We start from the raw sequence: 15,603 nt of genomic DNA on the forward strand, positions 1-15,603 counted from the left end.
CGGGAGGGGGGGGGCGCATGGTCGAGCGGAGGCCGGAGACGCCTGCGGAGGCGGACGGTACGGCGGGGCTGTTCGTCGCGCTGGGCAAGATGGTGAAGCTGCTGCGCGAGCGGAAGGGGCTCACCCAGAAGGAGTTCGGGGAAATGGTGGGGTACGGCCCCGACGCGATCTCCTCGATGGAACGGGGAGTGCGGACGCTGCGGCCCGAGGTGCTCACCAAGGCCGACGAACTGCTCGACGCGGGGGGCCTGTTGAAGGAGGTCGTCCCGGAGGTCGAGGAGGCGATGGCGAAGACACGGACTCGACACCCGGAGTGGTACCGCAGTTACGCGGGGCTGGAGGCGGAGGCGGTCGAGCTGCACTTCTACGCCAACCACGGGGTGCCGGGCCTGTTGCAGACCGAAGACTACGCGCGAGCCGTGTTCGCCAAACGGCGGCCGTTCCTGGACGAGGAGACGATCGAGAAGCGGGTCGCGGACCGCCTCTCCCGACAGCAGGTCTTCGGACGTTGGCCCGTGCCGATCGTGAGCTACGTCCTTGAGGAGATCGTGCTGGACCGACCGATCGGCGGACGCCGGGTGCACGCGGATCAGCTTCGACGCCTGCTCCAGGTCGGGCAGATGCAGAACGTCGAGATCCAGGTGATGCCGTCCACGCTGGAGGAACACCCCAACATGGACGGGGCGTTCAACCTGCTGACGCCGAAGGGGCACAACCAGGTGGCGTACACGGAGGTCCAGGGATACCCCCGCTTGATCACCGAGTCGGAAGAGGTCCGGAAGATCACCGACCGCTATGGGATCATGCGAGCGATGGCACTCTCGCCCTCGGAGTCCCGGAAGTTGATCGAGCGGAAGCTGGAGGAGCTATGAACGTCGAGCAGCTCACTTGGTTCAAGTCCAGCTACAGCGGCGGCGAGGGAGGCGAATGCCTGGAGGTCGCCGTAACCCCCGGCACCGTCCACCTCCGTGACTCCAAGCACCCCACCGGCCCCCACCTCGCCCTCTCCCCCGGCGCCTGGTCGGCCTTCCTCGCCGCGCACGGTGCTCAGCGCTCGTAGAGCCTCTCGATCTCGTCCGCGAAGTCCCGCATGACCGCCTCCCGGCGCAGCTTCATCGACGGGGTCAGATGGCCGGCCGCCTCGGTGAGGTCGGTCGGCAGGACGGCGAAGCGGCGGATGGACTCCGGGCGGGAGACCATCTTGTTCGCCTCGTCCACCGCGCGTTGCAGGACCTGCCGCAACTCCTCGTCGTTGACCAGGAGTTCGGCGGGGACGGGGTGCTTGCCGTTCATCTGGCGCCAGTGGTGGACGCCGTCCATGTCGAGGCTGATCAGGGCCGAGATGTAGGGGCGGCGGTCACCGAGGACCATGCACTGCGAGATCAGGGGGTGGGAGCGCAGCCAGTTCTCCAGCGGGGCCGGGGCGACGTTCTTGCCGCCGGCCGTGATCAGGATCTCCTTCTTGCGGCCGGTGATCGTCAGATAGCCCTCGTCGTCCAGCTGTCCGATGTCACCGGTCGGGAACCAGCCGTCGGCGGAGGCGGGGGCCACCCCCTCGCCGTAGGGGTCCCAGTAGCCGCGGAACACCTGGCCGCCGCTCAGCAGGATCTCGCCGTCGGCCGCGATGCGGATCCGGGTGCCCGGGAGGGGCCAGCCGACCGTGCCCAGCCGGGGCTTCAGGGGCGGGGTGCAGGTGGCGGCCCCGGTCGACTCGGTCAGGCCGTAGCCCTCGTAGATCTCCATGCCCGCGCCCGCGTAGAAGGCCGCGAGACGGCGGCCGAGCGGGGAGCCGCCGGAGATGATGTGCCGGATCCGGCCGCCCATGGCGTTGCGGATACGGCGGTACACCAGCGGGTCGTAGAAGGTGCGGGCCGCCTTCAGGGCCGCGCCCGGACCGGAGCCGGTGCCCGCGTTGCGGGCCTCCATCGCCTCGCCGTAGCGCACGGCGACGTTGGTCGCGCGGTCGAAGACGGTGACCCGGCCGCCGCTCTCCGCCTTGGCGCGGGCGTTGTTGAAGACCTTCTCCAGCATGTACGGGATCACGAGGAGGAAGGTCGGCTTGAAGCTCGCCAGGTCGGCCAGCAGGTCCTCGGCCTGGAGGCTCGGCGCGTGCCCGAGGCGGACCCGGGCGCGGACGCAGGCGATGGCGACCATGCGGCCGAAGACGTGCGAGATGGGCAGGAAGAGCAGGGTCGCGAGGTCCGCCTCCTCCGACTTCGACTTGAAGACGGGGTAGAGGAGTTCGACCGCGTTGTCGATCTCGGCGAGGAAGTTGCCGTGGCTGAGCACACAGCCCTTGGGGCGGCCGGTGGTGCCGGAGGTGTAGACGACGGTGGCGACCGTGTCCGGGCCCAGCATGCCCCGCCGTACGCCGATCTCCTGTTCCGGGACGGGCCGGCCGAGCTCGGCCAGGCGGTCCACGTGGCCCTTCTCCATGACCCACATGTGGCGCAGGTCGGGGAGGCGGCTGAGCTCCGGGCCGAGGGCGGCGGCCTGGGCGGCCGTCTCCGTGACCAGGGCGACCGCGCCGGAGTCCTGCAGGATGAACCGGGTCTGGAAGACGGAGGACGTGGGATAGACGGGGACCGTCACCAGGCCCGCGGCCCAGGCGGCGAAGTCCAGGAGCGTCCACTCGTACGTCGTACGCGCCATGATCGCGACCCGGTCGCCCGGCATCAGGCCCTCGGAGATCAGGCCCTTCGCCACCGCCAGTACCTGCTGGGCGAACTCGGCCGCCGTGAGGTCGACCCAGCGGCCGTCCTCGGTGCGGCGGCTCATCACCCGCTGCTGCGGCGCCGCCTCCGCGTTGTCGAACGGCAGGTCCGCGAGTGAGCCGTGGGTCACCGGCGGCACCAGCGGCGGCACCGACACCTCGCGGACCTCACCGTCCAGCCGCACGATCTCTGGTTCCACGAGTACGGGCGCGCCGTCGTAGTCGTGGCCGGACACGTACGAGAGGGACATGGTCAGCTCCTGGGACGTGCAGCTCGGTACCGCTCCGCTGCATGAGGTACGCAGGGGACGTACCGGGGCGTTCACCCGCGAGTGCGCCGGGAAGGGTTACCAGGGGTAGGAGGGTGATCCTAAGTGGCTCAAGTGGCGACTCTGTGCGGGTTCGTTGATGGTCCGGAGCCAGGACTGTGCAATCTCGACCGCAAAGTGAGAATTTGTCAGCTATCGGTTGCTACGGCCGCTCCAGGATCGCCGTCACCCCCTGACCGCCCGCCGCGCATACCGAGATCAGCCCGCGGCCCGGGCCCTCCCGCTCGGCCAGCAGCTTGGCGAGCGTGGCCACGATCCGCGCCCCGGTCGCCGCGAAGGGGTGCCCGGTGGCGAGGGAGGACCCGGTGACGTTGAGCCGGGCCCGGTCGACCGGGGCCAGACCCCGCTTCTCCCAGGCGGCGAGGGTCGCGAGGACCTGGGAGGCGAAGGCCTCGTGGATCTCGACCAGGTCGAAGTCCTCCATGCCGAGCCCGGTCCGCTCCAGCATCCGGGGGACGGCGTGGGCGGGAGCCATGAGCAGCCCGTCCTCGCCCTGGGCCACATCCCCCCGCACGAAGTCGACGGCCGCCGTCTCGTACGCCGTGAGGTACGCCAGCACCTCCAGGCCGCGCGCCTTAGCCCACTCCTCCGACGCCAGCAGGACCACCGCCGCGCCGTCCGTCAGCGGGGTGGAGTTCCCGGCCGTCATGGTCGGTTCGGGGTCCTTGAGGCCGAACACCGGCTTGAGCGCGGCGAGTTTCGCGGCCGTCGAGTCGGGGCGGAGGTTCTGGTCGCGGGCCAGGCCGCGGAAGGGGACCACCAGGTCCTCGAAGAAGCCGCGTTCGTAGGCGGCCGCGAGCCGCTGGTGGCTGGTCGCCGCCAACTCGTCCTGGTCCTCGCGGCTCACGCCCCACGCCCGGGCGGTGACGGCGGCGTGCTCCCCCATCGACAGACCGGTGCGGGGCTCGGCGTTGCGCGGGATGTCGGGCACGAGGTGGGCGGGGCGGATGCGGGCGAGTGCCCTGAGGCGGGCGCCGGCCGACTTCGCGCGCCGGGCCTCCAGCAGGATGCGGCGCAGGTCGTCGTTGACGCCGAGGGGCGCGTCGCTCGCGGTGTCCGCGCCGCCCGCGATCGCGGACTCGGTCTGGCCGAGGGCGATCTTGTTGGCGGCGGCGATGACGGCCTGGAGTCCGGTCCCGCACGCCTGCTGGACGTCGTACGCCGGGGTGCGCGGGTCCAGCTTCGAGCCGAGGACCGTCTCGCGGGCGAGATTGAAGTCACGGGCGTGCTTGAGGACGGCACCGGCAACGAACTCCCCCACCGCGCCCGGCCCCTGGAGCCCCTGCCGCTCGACGAGGGCGTCGAGGGCGGCGGTGAGCATCTCCTGGTTCGAGGCGGTGGCGTAGGGGCCGTCCGAGCGGGCGAAGGGCACACGGGTCCCCGCGACGATCGCCACACGCCGGGCCACCGGCGGCTCCAGGGGGCTCATCTCCACCAGCTCCTCACCACGAGAATGGACTTACCTACGGTAACCTTACTCCAGAGTAAGGAATCTGCGACCGACCCGGGAGATGGACATGGCCGACCGCTATCTGAGCTTCACCGGTACCGCGCCGGGCCGGTTCCTCACCCGCCGCCTCGGACTCCCGCAACCGGCGGTGCTGCGCCGCTGGTCACCCGAGTCCCCGGAGTTCGAGGGCGGGGTGCTCCAGCTGACGGCGGGCAAGTCGGTGCTGTCCGGGCTGGACTTCCCGGCCGCGTCGGACACGCCCGCCGCGGTCCTCCTCGACGCCACCGGAGTGCGGGACGTCGAGGGGCTCGCCGAGGTGCACGCGGCCCTGCACCCGGTCGTGCGCTCGGTCGCCGCGAGCGGACGGGTCGTCGTCCTCGGCGCACCGCTCGACCCCGCCGACCACCACCAGGCCGCCGCCCAGCAGGCGTTGGAGGGGTTCACACGCTCCCTCGGCAAGGAGATCGGGCGGGGCCGGACGGTCAACCTCGTCCGGCTGACCGACGCCTCCGCCGCCGAGTCGACCCTGCGGTTCCTGCTCTCCCCCAGGTCGGCGTACGTCAGCGGCCAGGTGATCGAGGTCGGGCAGCCGCAGGAGGCCGACTTCGACCGGGACCTCCCGCTCGCCGGGCGCACGGCCCTGGTGACCGGCGGGGCGCGGGGCATCGGCGCGGCGGTCGCCGAGACCCTGGCGAGGGACGGGGCGCGGGTCGTCGTACTCGACGTGCCGGGGGCGGCGGCGGACGCCGAGCAACTGGCCGGGCGGCTCGGTGGCAGCGCCCTCGCGCTGGACATCACGGCTCCCGACGCGGGCGCGCGGATCGCCGAGGCGCTGCCCGACGGCCTGGACGTGCTCGTCCACAACGCGGGCATCACCCGGGACCGGCGGCTGGTCAACATGCCCGCGGAACGCTGGAGTTCGGTGCTCGACGTGAACCTGGCGAGTGTGCTGCGCACGACGGACGCGCTGCTGGAGGCGGGCACGCTGCGGCGCGGCGGGCGGATCGTCGCCACCGCGTCCATCGCGGGGCTCGCCGGCAACGCCGGACAGACCAACTACGGCGCGAGCAAGGCCGGAGTCGTCGGACTGGTGCGCTCCCTGGCACCCCGGGCGCTGGCCGGGCACGGAGTGACGGTGAACGCCGTCGCCCCGGGATTCATCGAGACGAAGATGACGGCGGCGGTCCCGCTGTTCATCCGGGAGGCGGGGCGGCGCATGAACTCCCTCGGACAGGGCGGACTGCCCGTCGACGTGGCCGAGACGACGGCCTGGCTGGCCCACCCCGCCTCCGGCGCGGTGAACGGCCAGGTCGTACGGGTGTGCGGCCAGAGCCTGTTGGGGGCGTAGTGGGATCCCACGACACACGGGCCGAGCGGTCGTACGGCCGCCCGCGGACCGTCCTGCGCCGCTCCCCCGCCCTCCTCCCGCTCCTCGCGCGGGGCGCCCTGCGCTCCCCCTTCAAGCGGCCCTCGGCCACCGCGGACTTCCCCCGCACCCGCCTCGTGCTGCCCGGGCTGCGCGTGGACCTCGCGCGACTGGCCGCCTACGAGCGGGTGTGCGGGTTCGCGACCGGGGAGGACGCGCTGCCGGTGACGTATCCGCACGTGCTGGGCTTCCCGCTGGCCATGAGCCTGATGAGCGGACGGGACTTCCCGCTGCCGCTGCTCGGACTGGTGCACACCTCCGTCGAGATCACCCGCCACCGGGAGCTGACCGCGTCCGGGGAGTACGAACTCACCGTGTACGTCGACGGGTTGGCGCCGCACCGACGCGGCACCGAGGCCTCGGTCGTCACCGAGCTGCGGGTGGGCGAGGACGTCGTGTGGGAGTCGGTGAGCACCTATCTGGCACGGCACCGCACGACGGAGACCGGTGCGCAGCGGGACCGGGGCCCGGACCAGGAGAAGCACGGGCCGCTGCCCGCGGTCGCCGAATGGCGGCTGGCCGGGGACATCGGACGGCGTTACGCCGCCGCGTCCGGCGATCGCAACCCGATCCACCTGTACCCGCTCACGGCCCGCCTCTTCGGCTTCAAGAGGGCGATCGCGCACGGCATGTGGACGGCGGCCCGCTGTCTGGCCGCGCACGGCACGCCCCCGGCGGTACGGGTGCTGGCCGAGTTCAGGGCGCCGGTGCTGCTGCCGGGGACGGTGACCTACGCGGCGGACGGGGAGCGCTTCGAACTGTGCGACGGGGAGCGCGTGCACGTGACCGGCGGTGTGTACCCGCCGGGCGGCCCCGCCCCGGCGGGCGCCGCTAGCTGACCTGGACGGGGGCGCTCCCGGACGGCGTGTCCTGGAGCGTCCACGGCCGGCCCTCCATGAGGTTGCCGAGTCCGGCCCACGCGAAGTTCATCAGGGTCGCCGCGGACTGCCTCGCCGTCACGCCCGGGGTCGCGTTCGCCCAGGCGGCGAGGGACTCGGCGGCGCCCACGAGCGCCTCGGCGAGCCCGGCGACCTCGCGCTCGGGCAGGTCCGGGTCGCGGTGGGCCGCACGGGCCGCGACCACGATCAGATGGGTCACGAACGCCACGATCTCCTCGCGCATCGCGGTGACCTCGGCGGCGAACGCCTCACCGTGGATACGGGCCTGGAGGTGCAGCACGGACCAGCCGTGCGGGTTCTGGGAGGTGTGCGTGAAGAACGCCAGCAGACCGTCCCAGAGCTGACGGTCGGCCGCGGGGCCGGTGCCCACGCCCGTCCGCACGGCCTCGGTGAGCGCGGCCGCCTCCCGGCGGATGCACGCGGTGAAGAGGTCTTCCTTGGAGTTCAGGTACAGGTAGACCAACGGCTTGGACACACCGGCGAGTTCGGCGATCTCGTCCATCGAGGCGGCCATGTACCCGCGCCGCCCGAAGATCTCCACGGCGGCGTCCAGCATCTGCTGCTCCCGCACGGCACGCGGCATGCGCTTGCTCTTCACGACACCCATGCCCAAAGCCTACGGTCACCCGGGCACGCCGGCGCGGGCGTTGGGCTCAGGAGGTCTGCGGGGCCTGGCCCTGGGAGGGGGCGGCCCCGTCGGCGGCCTCGTCCTCCTGGCTGCGGTTCGCCTCCAGGTTCGCCTTCATCCGGTCGACGCGCTGCACGACCTGGATGGAGGCGCGGTCGCGCTCCTTGCGCAGGACCACGAAGCTGATGGGGGCCGAGAGCAGCAGGGAGAGCAGGACGATCCACATGCCGTTGGAGTCGCCGAGGCCGCGCGGGGCGAGGCCGGAGTAGACGAGGCCCCAGACGACCACGAGGCAGCCCACGAAGATCCCGAGGCGCATCAGCGTGTAGCGGAGCATGTCAATCCACTCTTCCGGTTCCTAAAGGGACACCGTCCAGTGAAGCACGCCGGGCACCCGATCTTCGACGGGGGTCAGCCGAGCGGCAGCAGCATGATCACGTCGTCCCGGTCGTCCCCGGGGGCGACCCGTATGGCGTCGGGTATGCGGCCGACCTCCTTGTAGCCGCACGAGCCGTAGAAACGCTCCAGGCCGAGGCCGCCGCGGCAGGTGAGCCGTATCGCCTCGATGCCGTCGAGCCCGCGGGCCGCGTCGGCGGCGGCGGCGAGCAGGTCGCGGCCGTAGCCGCGGCCCTGGTGGCGGGGGTGGACCATCACCGTGTAGAGCCACAGCCAGTGGGTCATCAGCCGGTGCGTGTTGAAGGTGAGGAACGCGGTGGCGGCCACCCGGCCCTCGGTGTCGTGTCCGACGAGCAGCCGGGTGCGGCCGTCGGCCATCGCCGCGAAGTGCTTCACCAGCTCGGGGCGTACGGTCTCCCGCTCCACGGGAGGGACGAAACCCACGGCGCCGCCCGCGTTGCTGACGTCCGTCCACAGGTCGAGGAGGCCGTCCCGCAGGGCGGGAGTGACGGCCGGGTCGAGAGTAAAGGTAAGGGACACAGCAGCATCGTAAGCCTTACCCCAGCGCGTGTGCCGCCACCTCCAGGTCCGCCACCAGGCCCCGGTACGCGGCCTCCCTGTCGTCGGCCCGCAGCACGGCCGAGGGGTGCACGGTCGGCACCAGCCGCTCCGGCCTGCCGTGGATCTCCTCCTCCAGCACGGTCCCGCGCACCTGGGTGACGCGGAAGGAGGAGCCGAGGAGGGCCTTGCCCGCGGTGGCGCCGAGCACGACGATCAGCTCCGGCTCGACGAGTGCCAGCTCCTTGGCGAGCCAGGGCCCGCAGGCCGTCATCTCCCGCAGCGTGGGCGACTTGTGGATGCGCCGCTTGCGCGGTTCGGCCTGCGTGAACTTGAAGTGCTTCACGGCGTTGGTGACATAGGCGTGCGCGGGATCGATCCCGGCTTCCGCGAGCGCCCGGTCCAGCAGCTTCCCGGCAGGCCCGACGAACGGCTTCCCCTGCCGGTCCTCCTGATCCCCGGGCTGCTCCCCCACGAGCATCACGCGCGTGGGGGTCGCCGGTGCCGAAGACGACCTGAGTGGCATCGCGATGAAGCGGGCACCCACGACATGCAGCGGCGGCCCGCCGCAGAGCGGGAAGGCCACCGCGCTCCGGAAGAAACGGTTCAGCGGTATAGGCATCCTCGGGTGCCTTCGCAGTCATGCGCCCCGGGTACCCACCCGGGGCGCGGGGAACTGCGCGACCAGCCCCCACGCACCCGCGGCCGCAATCAGACCCGCATCGGCTGAGGAGACTCCCGACGCCCCGCGTCAGGCCCGTCGTACTCCCGGATCACCTCGTACCGCGTGTTCCGCTCCACCGGCCGGAAGCCCGCGTCCCGGATCAGGTCCAGCAGGTCCTCGCGGGTGAGCTTGTTCGGCGTGCCGTAGTTGTCGGCGTCGTGGGTGATCTTGTACTCGACGACCGAGCCGTCCATGTCGTCCGCGCCGTGCTGGAGGGCGAGCTGGGCGGTCTGCACACCGTGCATGACCCAGAAGACCTTGACGTGCGGGACGTTGTCGAACAGCAGGCGGGAGACCGCGAAGGTCTTCAGGGCCTCCGCGCCCGTCGCCATCCGGGTCCGCGCCTGGAGGCGGTTCCTGACCTTGCCGTCCTTCACGTCCACGAAGTCGTGCTGGTAGCGCAGCGGGATGAAGACCTGGAAGCCGCCGGTCTCGTCCTGGAGCTCCCGCAGGCGCAGCACGTGGTCCACGCGGTGGCGGGGCTCCTCGATGTGGCCGTACAGCATGGTGCTCGGGGTCTTCAGACCCTTCTCGTGCGCCAGGCGGTGGATCCGGGACCAGTCCTCCCAGTGCGTGCGGTGGTCCACGATGTGCTGCCGGACCTCCCAGTCGAAGATCTCGGCGCCGCCGCCGGTGAGGGACTCCAGACCCGCGTCGATCAGCTCGTCGAGGATCTCGGAGGCCGACAGACCCGAGATCGTCTCGAAGTGGTGGATCTCCGTCGCGGTGAACGCCTTCAGCGAGACACCGGGCAGCGCCGCCTTCAGCTCGCGCAGCGACCGCGGGTAGTAGCGCCACGGCAGGTTCGGGTGCAGGCCGTTGACGATGTGCAGCTCGGTGAGGTTCTCGCCCTCCATCGCCTTGGCGAGCTTGACCGCCTCCTCGATGCGCATCGTGTACGCGTCCTTCTCGCCCGGCTTGCGCTGGAAGGAGCAGTAGGCGCAGGACGCCGTGCACACGTTGGTCATGTTGAGGTGGCGGTTCACGTTGAAGTGGACGACGTCGCCGTTCTTCCGCGTCCGCACCTCGTGCGCGAGGCCGCCGAGCCAGGCCAGGTCGTCCGACTCGTACAGCGCGATGCCGTCCTCACGGGTCAGCCGCTCACCGGCCCTGACCTTCTCCTCCAGCTCGCGCTTGAGCCCGACGTCCATGGGGGTCACACCTTTCTCCGACGACTGCTACAACGGTACGTCCCTGCCACTACGCCTCTTCGGGCAGTTCCCCGACCCGGTTCTCCCACTTCGTGGAGAGCACGATCGTGGTGCGGGTCCGGGAGACCCCTTCGGTCCCGGACAGCCGCCGGATGATCTTCTCCAGGCCGTCCACGTCGGGCGCCCGCACCTTCAGCATGTACGAGTCGTCGCCCGCGATGAACCAGCAGTCCTCGATCTCGGTGAGGTCCCGCAGCCGGCGCGCCACGTCCTCGTGGTCCACCGCGTCGGACAGCGAGATGCCGATCAGCGCGGTGACGCCGAGGCCGAGCGAGGCGGCGTCCACGGTGGCGCGGTAACCGGTGATGACACCGGCCGCCTCCAGCCGGTTGATGCGGTCGGTGACGCTGGGTCCCGACAGACCGACGAGGCGCCCCAGCTCCGCGTAGGAGGCCCGGCCGTTCTCCCTCAGGGCCTGGATGAGCTGCCTGTCCACCGCGTCCATGGGATCGAAGCCTTCCGCTGAAAAGTGCCTGAAGTGATGAGAGGTACTGCCGGTACTGCCACTTGCCCTACTGACCCGATGTGCCGCCGCCCAGTTCGCCCTGCCAGCGCCGGTACAGGTCGTGCCCGACGCCCGCCGCGTCCAGCACCCGCCCGGCGACGAAGTCCACCAGGTCCTGGATGTGGGTGGCGCCCGCGTAGAAACCCGGCGAGGCCGGGACCACGCTCGCGCCGGCGTCGTCGAGTGCGACGAGGTGCCGCAGGGTCTGCCCGTTCAGGGGGGTCTCCCGTACGGCCACGACCAGCGGCCGCCGCTCCTTCAGCGTGACGCTCGCGGCCCGCTGGAGCAGGTCCTTGGAGAGACCGAGGGCGACTCCGGCGACGCAGGCGGTGGAGGCGGGGACGATCAGCATCCCCTTGCTCGGGTACGACCCCGAGGACGGCCCCGCGGCCAGGTCCCCGGCGGGCCAGTACCGCACCGCGTCGGTGTCCACGTCGAAGGCCGGCTTGCCGTCGGCTCCCCGGCACAGCCATTCCCGCAGGTCCTCGCGCCAGTGCGCGTCCCGGAACGAGATCCCCGTCTCGTCGAGGAGGGTGAGCCGCGAGGCACGGGAGACCACCAGGTCGACGCTCTCTCCGGCGGCGAGCAGCGCACGCAGCACGGACGCGGCATACGGGGTGCCGGAGGCGCCGGACACCCCTACGATCCAAGGCGTACGCCGCGTCTCTCCTGGCTTGACTGGGTTCACACCCCCGAGCCTATCCGGCGCCACGGGGTGGGAACCGGCCAAGGGGTCGGGGCGTTCCATTGTGGGGATGGGGGTTGCCATGACGGGCAATGAACTTGAGTGGTCGCGCGGGGACCGGGCGAAGGCCGCGGCCAAGCTGATGGTGGGCTGGGTCGCGCTGCTGTGGCTGCTCGAAGTGGTGGACGTGGCGAGCGGTCACGCCCTGGACGGCCTCGGCATCACGCCTCGCACGCCGTCCGAGCTGGTCGACGTCGTGCCGGCGGCCTTCATCCACTTCGGTTTCGCCCACGTGGCCGCGAACAGCGTCCCGCTGCTGGTCATGGGGTTCCTGGCGGCGCTCGGCGGTATCCGGCGCTTCGCGATGGTCTGCGCGGCGATCGTCGTGGCCGACGGCCTCGGCGTCTGGCTCATAGCCCCGGCCCACAGCAACACGGCGGGCGCGTCGGGCCTGGTCTTCGGCCTGTTCGGCTACCTGGTGGTGACGGGCTTCGTGGAGCGCAGGCCGCTGGGCGTCCTGGTGGGGCTCCTGGTCGCTGCGGTCTGGGGCACGTCGATCCTGGTGGGCCTGGCACCGACCCAGTCGGGCGTGAGCTGGCAGGCACATCTGGTGGGTCTGATGGCGGGGGTGGCGACGGCGTTCGCCTTCGGACGCCGAGGACCTGTACCCACCTAGGGGCGCGGGGAACTGCGCGAGCAACCCCCACGACCCGCACCCCGCAACGACCCTGCGGACCCGGCTCAGACCGTCAGTCCCCGCACCAGCAGGTCCAGCAGCGCGCACACGAACAGGGCGATCCCGATGAAGCCGTTGACGCTGAAGAACGCCCGGTTCAGGCGGGACAGGTCATGCGGGCGCACGATCGAGTGCTCGTACACGAACGCGCCCGCGACGATCATCAGGCCCACCCAGAAGAACCCACCGGCCTCGGTGGCGACGGCGTACCAGACGAGGAGGGCCGTCGTCAGGGCGTGACAGACCCGCGCGCCCCGGATCGCCGCCGGGATGCCGAACCGCGCCGGCACCGACATGACCCCGATCTCCCGGTCCGTCTCCACGTCCTGGCAGGCGTAGATCAGGTCGAACCCGCCGATCCAGATGCCGACCGCGAGGCCGAGGACGACCGCGTCCCAGGACCAGGACCCGGTGATGGCGAGCCAGCCGCCGATCGGCCCCATCGCCTGGGCGAGACCGAGGATGGCCTGCGGGAAGTTCGTGAACCGCTTCCCGTACGGGTAGACCACCATCGGGATCACCGCGACGGGCGCCAGGGCCAGGCACAGCGGGTTCAGCAGCGCCGCCGAGCCGAGGAAGACCACGAGCGCGACCAGCGCCCCGGTCCAGGCGTGCTTCACCGACATCGCCCCGGTGACCAGTTCGCGCTGGGCGGTCCTGGGGTTCCGCGCGTCGATCTCGCGGTCGATGATCCGGTTGACCGCCATCGCGAAGGTGCGCAGGCCGACCATGCAGATCGTCACCAGGAGCAGCCGCCCCCAGTGGATGTTCTTGTCCCACTCGTACATCGCGGTCAGCGCGGCGATGTACGCGAAGGGCAGCGCGAAGACCGAGTGCTCGATCATCACGAGGCGCAGGAAGCTCTTCACCTTCCCGGCCGGCTGCGGCGCCGGGCCCGGGCCCACGACCCCGTCGGCGGTGGTCATCATGCGAGGCTCCCGAGGAAGGCGTCGAGGTCGGTCAGGAGTGCGGCGGCGGGCAGCGGGCCCGTCTCCACGGTCAGCGGTGTCGCGGCGTCGTCGGGTGGGGTGACGTGCGCGGTGAAGGCGTAGCCGTCCGGGCCGGCCGGACGGGCGTCCAGCCGCAGCGCCGCTCCGCCGTCGACCGTGAAGGGACCGTCCGCCGCGACGAGCCCCGCGCGCAGCCGCTCCGCGAAGTCGGCGGGTTCCGCGTCGCGCACGCCGGGCAGCTCGAAGCCGTCGCCGTCGCCGCCGCGCTCGAAGAGGACCGCCCAGGTGTCACCGGCGCCGGCGAGCTCCTCCGGCGTGACGCCCGCCTGTTCGGCGGCCAGCCTGACGCCGGGGTCGGCCGGGTCCAGCGCGGGCCGCACGAGGGCCACGTAGTCGGTGTCGGTGCCGATGAACAGGGCCGGGCCGCCCACGGCGATGGGGCTCACAGGCCGTACTCCTTCCACCGTCGGTCGACCTTCGCCGCCGTCTCGGGGTCCGACTCCACCATGTCCGGCCAGCCGCCGTCCCTGGTGTAGCCCTCCTCGGGCCACTTCTTCGTCGCGTCGATGCCCGCCTTGCCACCCCAGAACTGCTGGTAGGAGGCGTGGTCGAGGTGGTCGACCGGTCCCTCGACGACCGAGAGGTCCCGGGAGTAGTCCGTGTTGCCCAGCGCCCGCCAGGCGACCTCGTGCAGATCGTGGACGTCGCAGTCGGCGTCGACGACCACGATCAGCTTGGTCAGCGACATCATGTGTGCCCCCCAGACCGCGTGCATCACCTTCTGTGCGTGCTTGGGGTACTTCTTGTCGATCGAGACGATCGCGCAGTTGTGGAAGCCGCCCGACTCGGGCAGGTGGTAGTCCACGATGTCCGGGACGATGATCTTCAGCAGCGGGAGGAAGAAGCGTTCCGTCGCGCGGCCCAGCGGTCCGTCCTCGGTCGGGGGGCGGCCCACAACGATCGACTGGAGCAGCGGCCGCTTCCGCATCGTCACGCAGTCGATGGTCAGCGCCGGGAACGGCTCCTGCGGGGTGTAGAACCCGGTGTGGTCCCCGAAGGGCCCTTCCGGGAGCATCTCGCCGGGCTCCAGCCAGCCCTCGATGACCACCTCGGCCTGCGCCGGGACCTGGAGCGGGACCGTCTTGCAGTCCACCATCTCGATCCGCTTGCCCGCGATGAACCCGGCGAAGAGGTACTCGTCGATGTCGCCGGGGAGCGGGGCCGTGGAGGCGTAGGTGACGGCGGGCGGGCAGCCGAAGGCGATGGCGACGGGGAGGCGCTCACCGCGCCGGGCGGCGACCTGGTAGTGGTTGCGGCTGTCCTTGTGGATCTGCCAGTGCATGCCGATCGTGCGCTTGTCGTGGCGCTGGAGGCGGTACAGACCGAGGTTGCGGATCCCGGTCTCCGGGTCCTTGGTGTGGGTCAGTCCCAGGTTGAAGAAGGACCCGCCGTCCTTGGGCCAGGTGAACAGCGCGGGCAGCCGGTCGAGGTCCACGTCGTCGCCGGTGAGGACGACCTCCTGCACCGGGGCGTCGCCGGACTTCACCTTCTTCGGCGGGACGTGGGTCATCGCGCCGAGCTTGCCGAAGGCCTCGCGCACCCCGACGAAGCCCTGCGGGAGTTCGGGGCGCAGCAGCCCGCCGATCTTGTCGGAGATGTCGCCGTACGACTTCAGGCCGAGGGCCTTGAGGAGCCGGCGGTCGGTCCCGAAGACGTTCATGGCGAGCGGCATGGCCGACCCGCGGACGTTCTCGAAGAGCAGCGCGGGGCCGCCCGCCTTCTGCACGCGGTCGACGATCTCCCCGACCTCCAGATACGGGTCGACCTCGGCCTTGATCCGCTTGAGGTCTCCCTCGCGTTCCAGTGCCCTGAGCAGGGAGCGAAGATCGTCGTAAGCCATGGGGTCCAGTATCCCCGAGCCGCTACCCTGACCCCGTCAGGGGCCCGTCACAGGCTCCACACACCGTTCCCTGGGGGGCCCAAGCACATGTTCCGGCTGCTGATGTACCTGATCCCGCTGGCGCTGACGATCTACGCGTTCATCGACTGCCTCAACACTCCCGAGGACGAGGCGAAGCACCTTCCCAAGATCGCCTGGGTCTTCATCATCCTGCTGTTCTGGATCGTCGGCCCGATCGCCTGGCTCGCCGCGGGCAAGCTGCGCACCCCGCCGGCCAACGGCCGCACCCCCTCCGAGTGGCACCGCAACCACCGCATGGAGTACGTCGCCCCGGACGACAACCCCGAGTTCCTGAACTCCCTCAAGGCCGACAACAAGAAGGACGAGGCCCTGCTGAAGGACTGGGAGGCGGACCTGCGCCGCCGCGAGGAGGAGCTGAAGCGCCGGGAGGCCGGCGAGGAGCCGAAGGGCGACTGACAGGCTGTACGCCGGC

At 71.2% G+C, this 15,603-nt stretch carries 17 protein-coding genes and 1 pseudogene; 6 read left to right on the forward strand and 12 right to left on the reverse strand.

Annotated features, from left to right (window positions below; genetic code table 11):
• Positions 1-17 precede the first annotated feature (17 nt).
• Both AOJ26_RS11910 and AOJ26_RS11915 read left to right on the forward strand, forming a co-directional pair.
• Positions 18-872, forward strand: coding sequence for a helix-turn-helix domain-containing protein (locus AOJ26_RS11910; protein WP_063790266.1), 855 nt, complete (start codon positions 18-20; stop codon positions 870-872).
• Positions 869-1,060 (forward strand): DUF397 domain-containing protein, encoded by a 192-nt coding sequence (locus tag AOJ26_RS11915; protein WP_053848219.1) that lies wholly within the window; start codon positions 869-871, stop codon positions 1,058-1,060. Before AOJ26_RS11910 ends, AOJ26_RS11915 begins: the two co-directional genes overlap by 4 nt.
• On the opposite strand, the gene AOJ26_RS11920 is transcribed toward AOJ26_RS11915, so the two are convergent.
• Positions 1,048-2,964, reverse strand: a complete 1,917-nt coding sequence (locus tag AOJ26_RS11920) for an AMP-dependent synthetase/ligase (RefSeq protein ID WP_053848220.1) — start codon at positions 2,962-2,964, stop codon at positions 1,048-1,050. The genes AOJ26_RS11915 and AOJ26_RS11920 overlap by 13 nt on opposite strands.
• A 220-nt stretch (positions 2,965-3,184) precedes the next feature.
• Positions 3,185-4,471 carry an acetyl-CoA C-acetyltransferase gene (locus AOJ26_RS11925; RefSeq protein WP_053848221.1) on the reverse strand — a complete coding sequence of 429 codons (1,287 nt, stop codon included), beginning with the start codon at positions 4,469-4,471 and terminating at the stop codon, positions 3,185-3,187.
• Between the two features lie 88 nt (positions 4,472-4,559).
• Here AOJ26_RS11925 and AOJ26_RS11930 point away from each other — a divergent pair, with 88 nt between their 5' ends.
• Positions 4,560-5,840, forward strand: coding sequence for a 3-oxoacyl-ACP reductase (locus tag AOJ26_RS11930; protein ID WP_053848258.1), 1,281 nt, complete (start codon positions 4,560-4,562; stop codon positions 5,838-5,840).
• Positions 5,840-6,757 carry a MaoC family dehydratase gene (locus AOJ26_RS11935; RefSeq protein WP_373413138.1) on the forward strand — a complete coding sequence of 306 codons (918 nt, stop codon included), beginning with the start codon at positions 5,840-5,842 and terminating at the stop codon, positions 6,755-6,757. The genes AOJ26_RS11930 and AOJ26_RS11935 overlap by 1 nt, the downstream gene beginning before the upstream one ends.
• Here the strand turns inward: AOJ26_RS11935 and AOJ26_RS11940 are convergent.
• From AOJ26_RS11940 to AOJ26_RS11970, 7 genes and pseudogenes are all read right to left on the reverse strand, one after another.
• Complete coding sequence (locus AOJ26_RS11940; RefSeq protein ID WP_053848222.1) at positions 6,750-7,424, reverse strand: TetR/AcrR family transcriptional regulator; 675 nt, start codon at positions 7,422-7,424, stop codon at positions 6,750-6,752. The genes AOJ26_RS11935 and AOJ26_RS11940 overlap by 8 nt on opposite strands.
• 46 nt (positions 7,425-7,470) lie before the next feature.
• Entirely contained in the window at positions 7,471-7,782 is a 312-nt protein-coding gene (locus tag AOJ26_RS11945; protein ID WP_053848223.1) for a DUF4229 domain-containing protein, read from the reverse strand.
• 74 nt (positions 7,783-7,856) lie between these two features.
• On the reverse strand, positions 7,857-8,381 hold the full coding sequence (locus AOJ26_RS11950) for a GNAT family N-acetyltransferase (RefSeq protein ID WP_053848224.1): 525 nt from the start codon (positions 8,379-8,381) through the stop codon (positions 7,857-7,859).
• A gap of 16 nt (positions 8,382-8,397) precedes the next feature.
• Positions 8,398-9,043: pseudogene (locus tag AOJ26_RS11955) on the reverse strand (UdgX family uracil-DNA binding protein).
• Between the two features lie 67 nt (positions 9,044-9,110).
• Positions 9,111-10,274 carry an aminofutalosine synthase MqnE gene (mqnE, locus tag AOJ26_RS11960; protein ID WP_053848225.1) on the reverse strand — a complete coding sequence of 388 codons (1,164 nt, stop codon included), beginning with the start codon at positions 10,272-10,274 and terminating at the stop codon, positions 9,111-9,113.
• Positions 10,275-10,323: 49 nt separating this feature from the next.
• Entirely contained in the window at positions 10,324-10,779 is a 456-nt protein-coding gene (locus tag AOJ26_RS11965; RefSeq protein WP_037720768.1) for an Lrp/AsnC family transcriptional regulator, read from the reverse strand.
• A 67-nt stretch (positions 10,780-10,846) separates the two neighbouring features.
• Positions 10,847-11,476 (reverse strand): UbiX family flavin prenyltransferase, encoded by a 630-nt coding sequence (locus AOJ26_RS11970; protein ID WP_234358535.1) that lies wholly within the window; start codon positions 11,474-11,476, stop codon positions 10,847-10,849.
• Positions 11,477-11,606: 130 nt separating this feature from the next.
• Here AOJ26_RS11970 and AOJ26_RS11975 point away from each other — a divergent pair, with 130 nt between their 5' ends.
• Positions 11,607-12,200: a rhomboid family intramembrane serine protease gene (locus AOJ26_RS11975; protein ID WP_053848227.1), complete on the forward strand. Its 594-nt coding sequence runs from the start codon at positions 11,607-11,609 to the stop codon at positions 12,198-12,200.
• A 65-nt stretch (positions 12,201-12,265) separates the two neighbouring features.
• On the opposite strand, the gene mqnP is transcribed toward AOJ26_RS11975, so the two are convergent.
• From mqnP to AOJ26_RS11990, 3 genes are read right to left on the reverse strand one after another with little or no spacing between them, the layout of a single operon-like run.
• On the reverse strand, positions 12,266-13,189 hold the full coding sequence (gene mqnP / locus AOJ26_RS11980) for a menaquinone biosynthesis prenyltransferase MqnP (protein WP_179200210.1): 924 nt from the start codon (positions 13,187-13,189) through the stop codon (positions 12,266-12,268).
• Positions 13,186-13,656: a hypothetical protein gene (locus AOJ26_RS11985; RefSeq protein WP_053848229.1), complete on the reverse strand. Its 471-nt coding sequence runs from the start codon at positions 13,654-13,656 to the stop codon at positions 13,186-13,188. The genes mqnP and AOJ26_RS11985 overlap by 4 nt, the downstream gene beginning before the upstream one ends.
• On the reverse strand, positions 13,653-15,110 hold the full coding sequence (locus AOJ26_RS11990) for a menaquinone biosynthesis decarboxylase (protein WP_053848230.1): 1,458 nt from the start codon (positions 15,108-15,110) through the stop codon (positions 13,653-13,655). The genes AOJ26_RS11985 and AOJ26_RS11990 overlap by 4 nt, the downstream gene beginning before the upstream one ends.
• Positions 15,111-15,197: 87 nt before the next feature.
• Here AOJ26_RS11990 and AOJ26_RS11995 point away from each other — a divergent pair, with 87 nt between their 5' ends.
• Positions 15,198-15,587: a PLD nuclease N-terminal domain-containing protein gene (locus tag AOJ26_RS11995; RefSeq protein ID WP_053848231.1), complete on the forward strand. Its 390-nt coding sequence runs from the start codon at positions 15,198-15,200 to the stop codon at positions 15,585-15,587.
• Positions 15,588-15,603 lie beyond the last annotated feature (16 nt).

Origin of the sequence: Streptomyces sp. NRRL B-24085 (genome assembly GCF_001282115.1) — a bacterium.
In the GTDB taxonomy this organism is placed as follows: Bacteria; Actinomycetota; Actinomycetes; order Streptomycetales; family Streptomycetaceae; genus Streptomyces.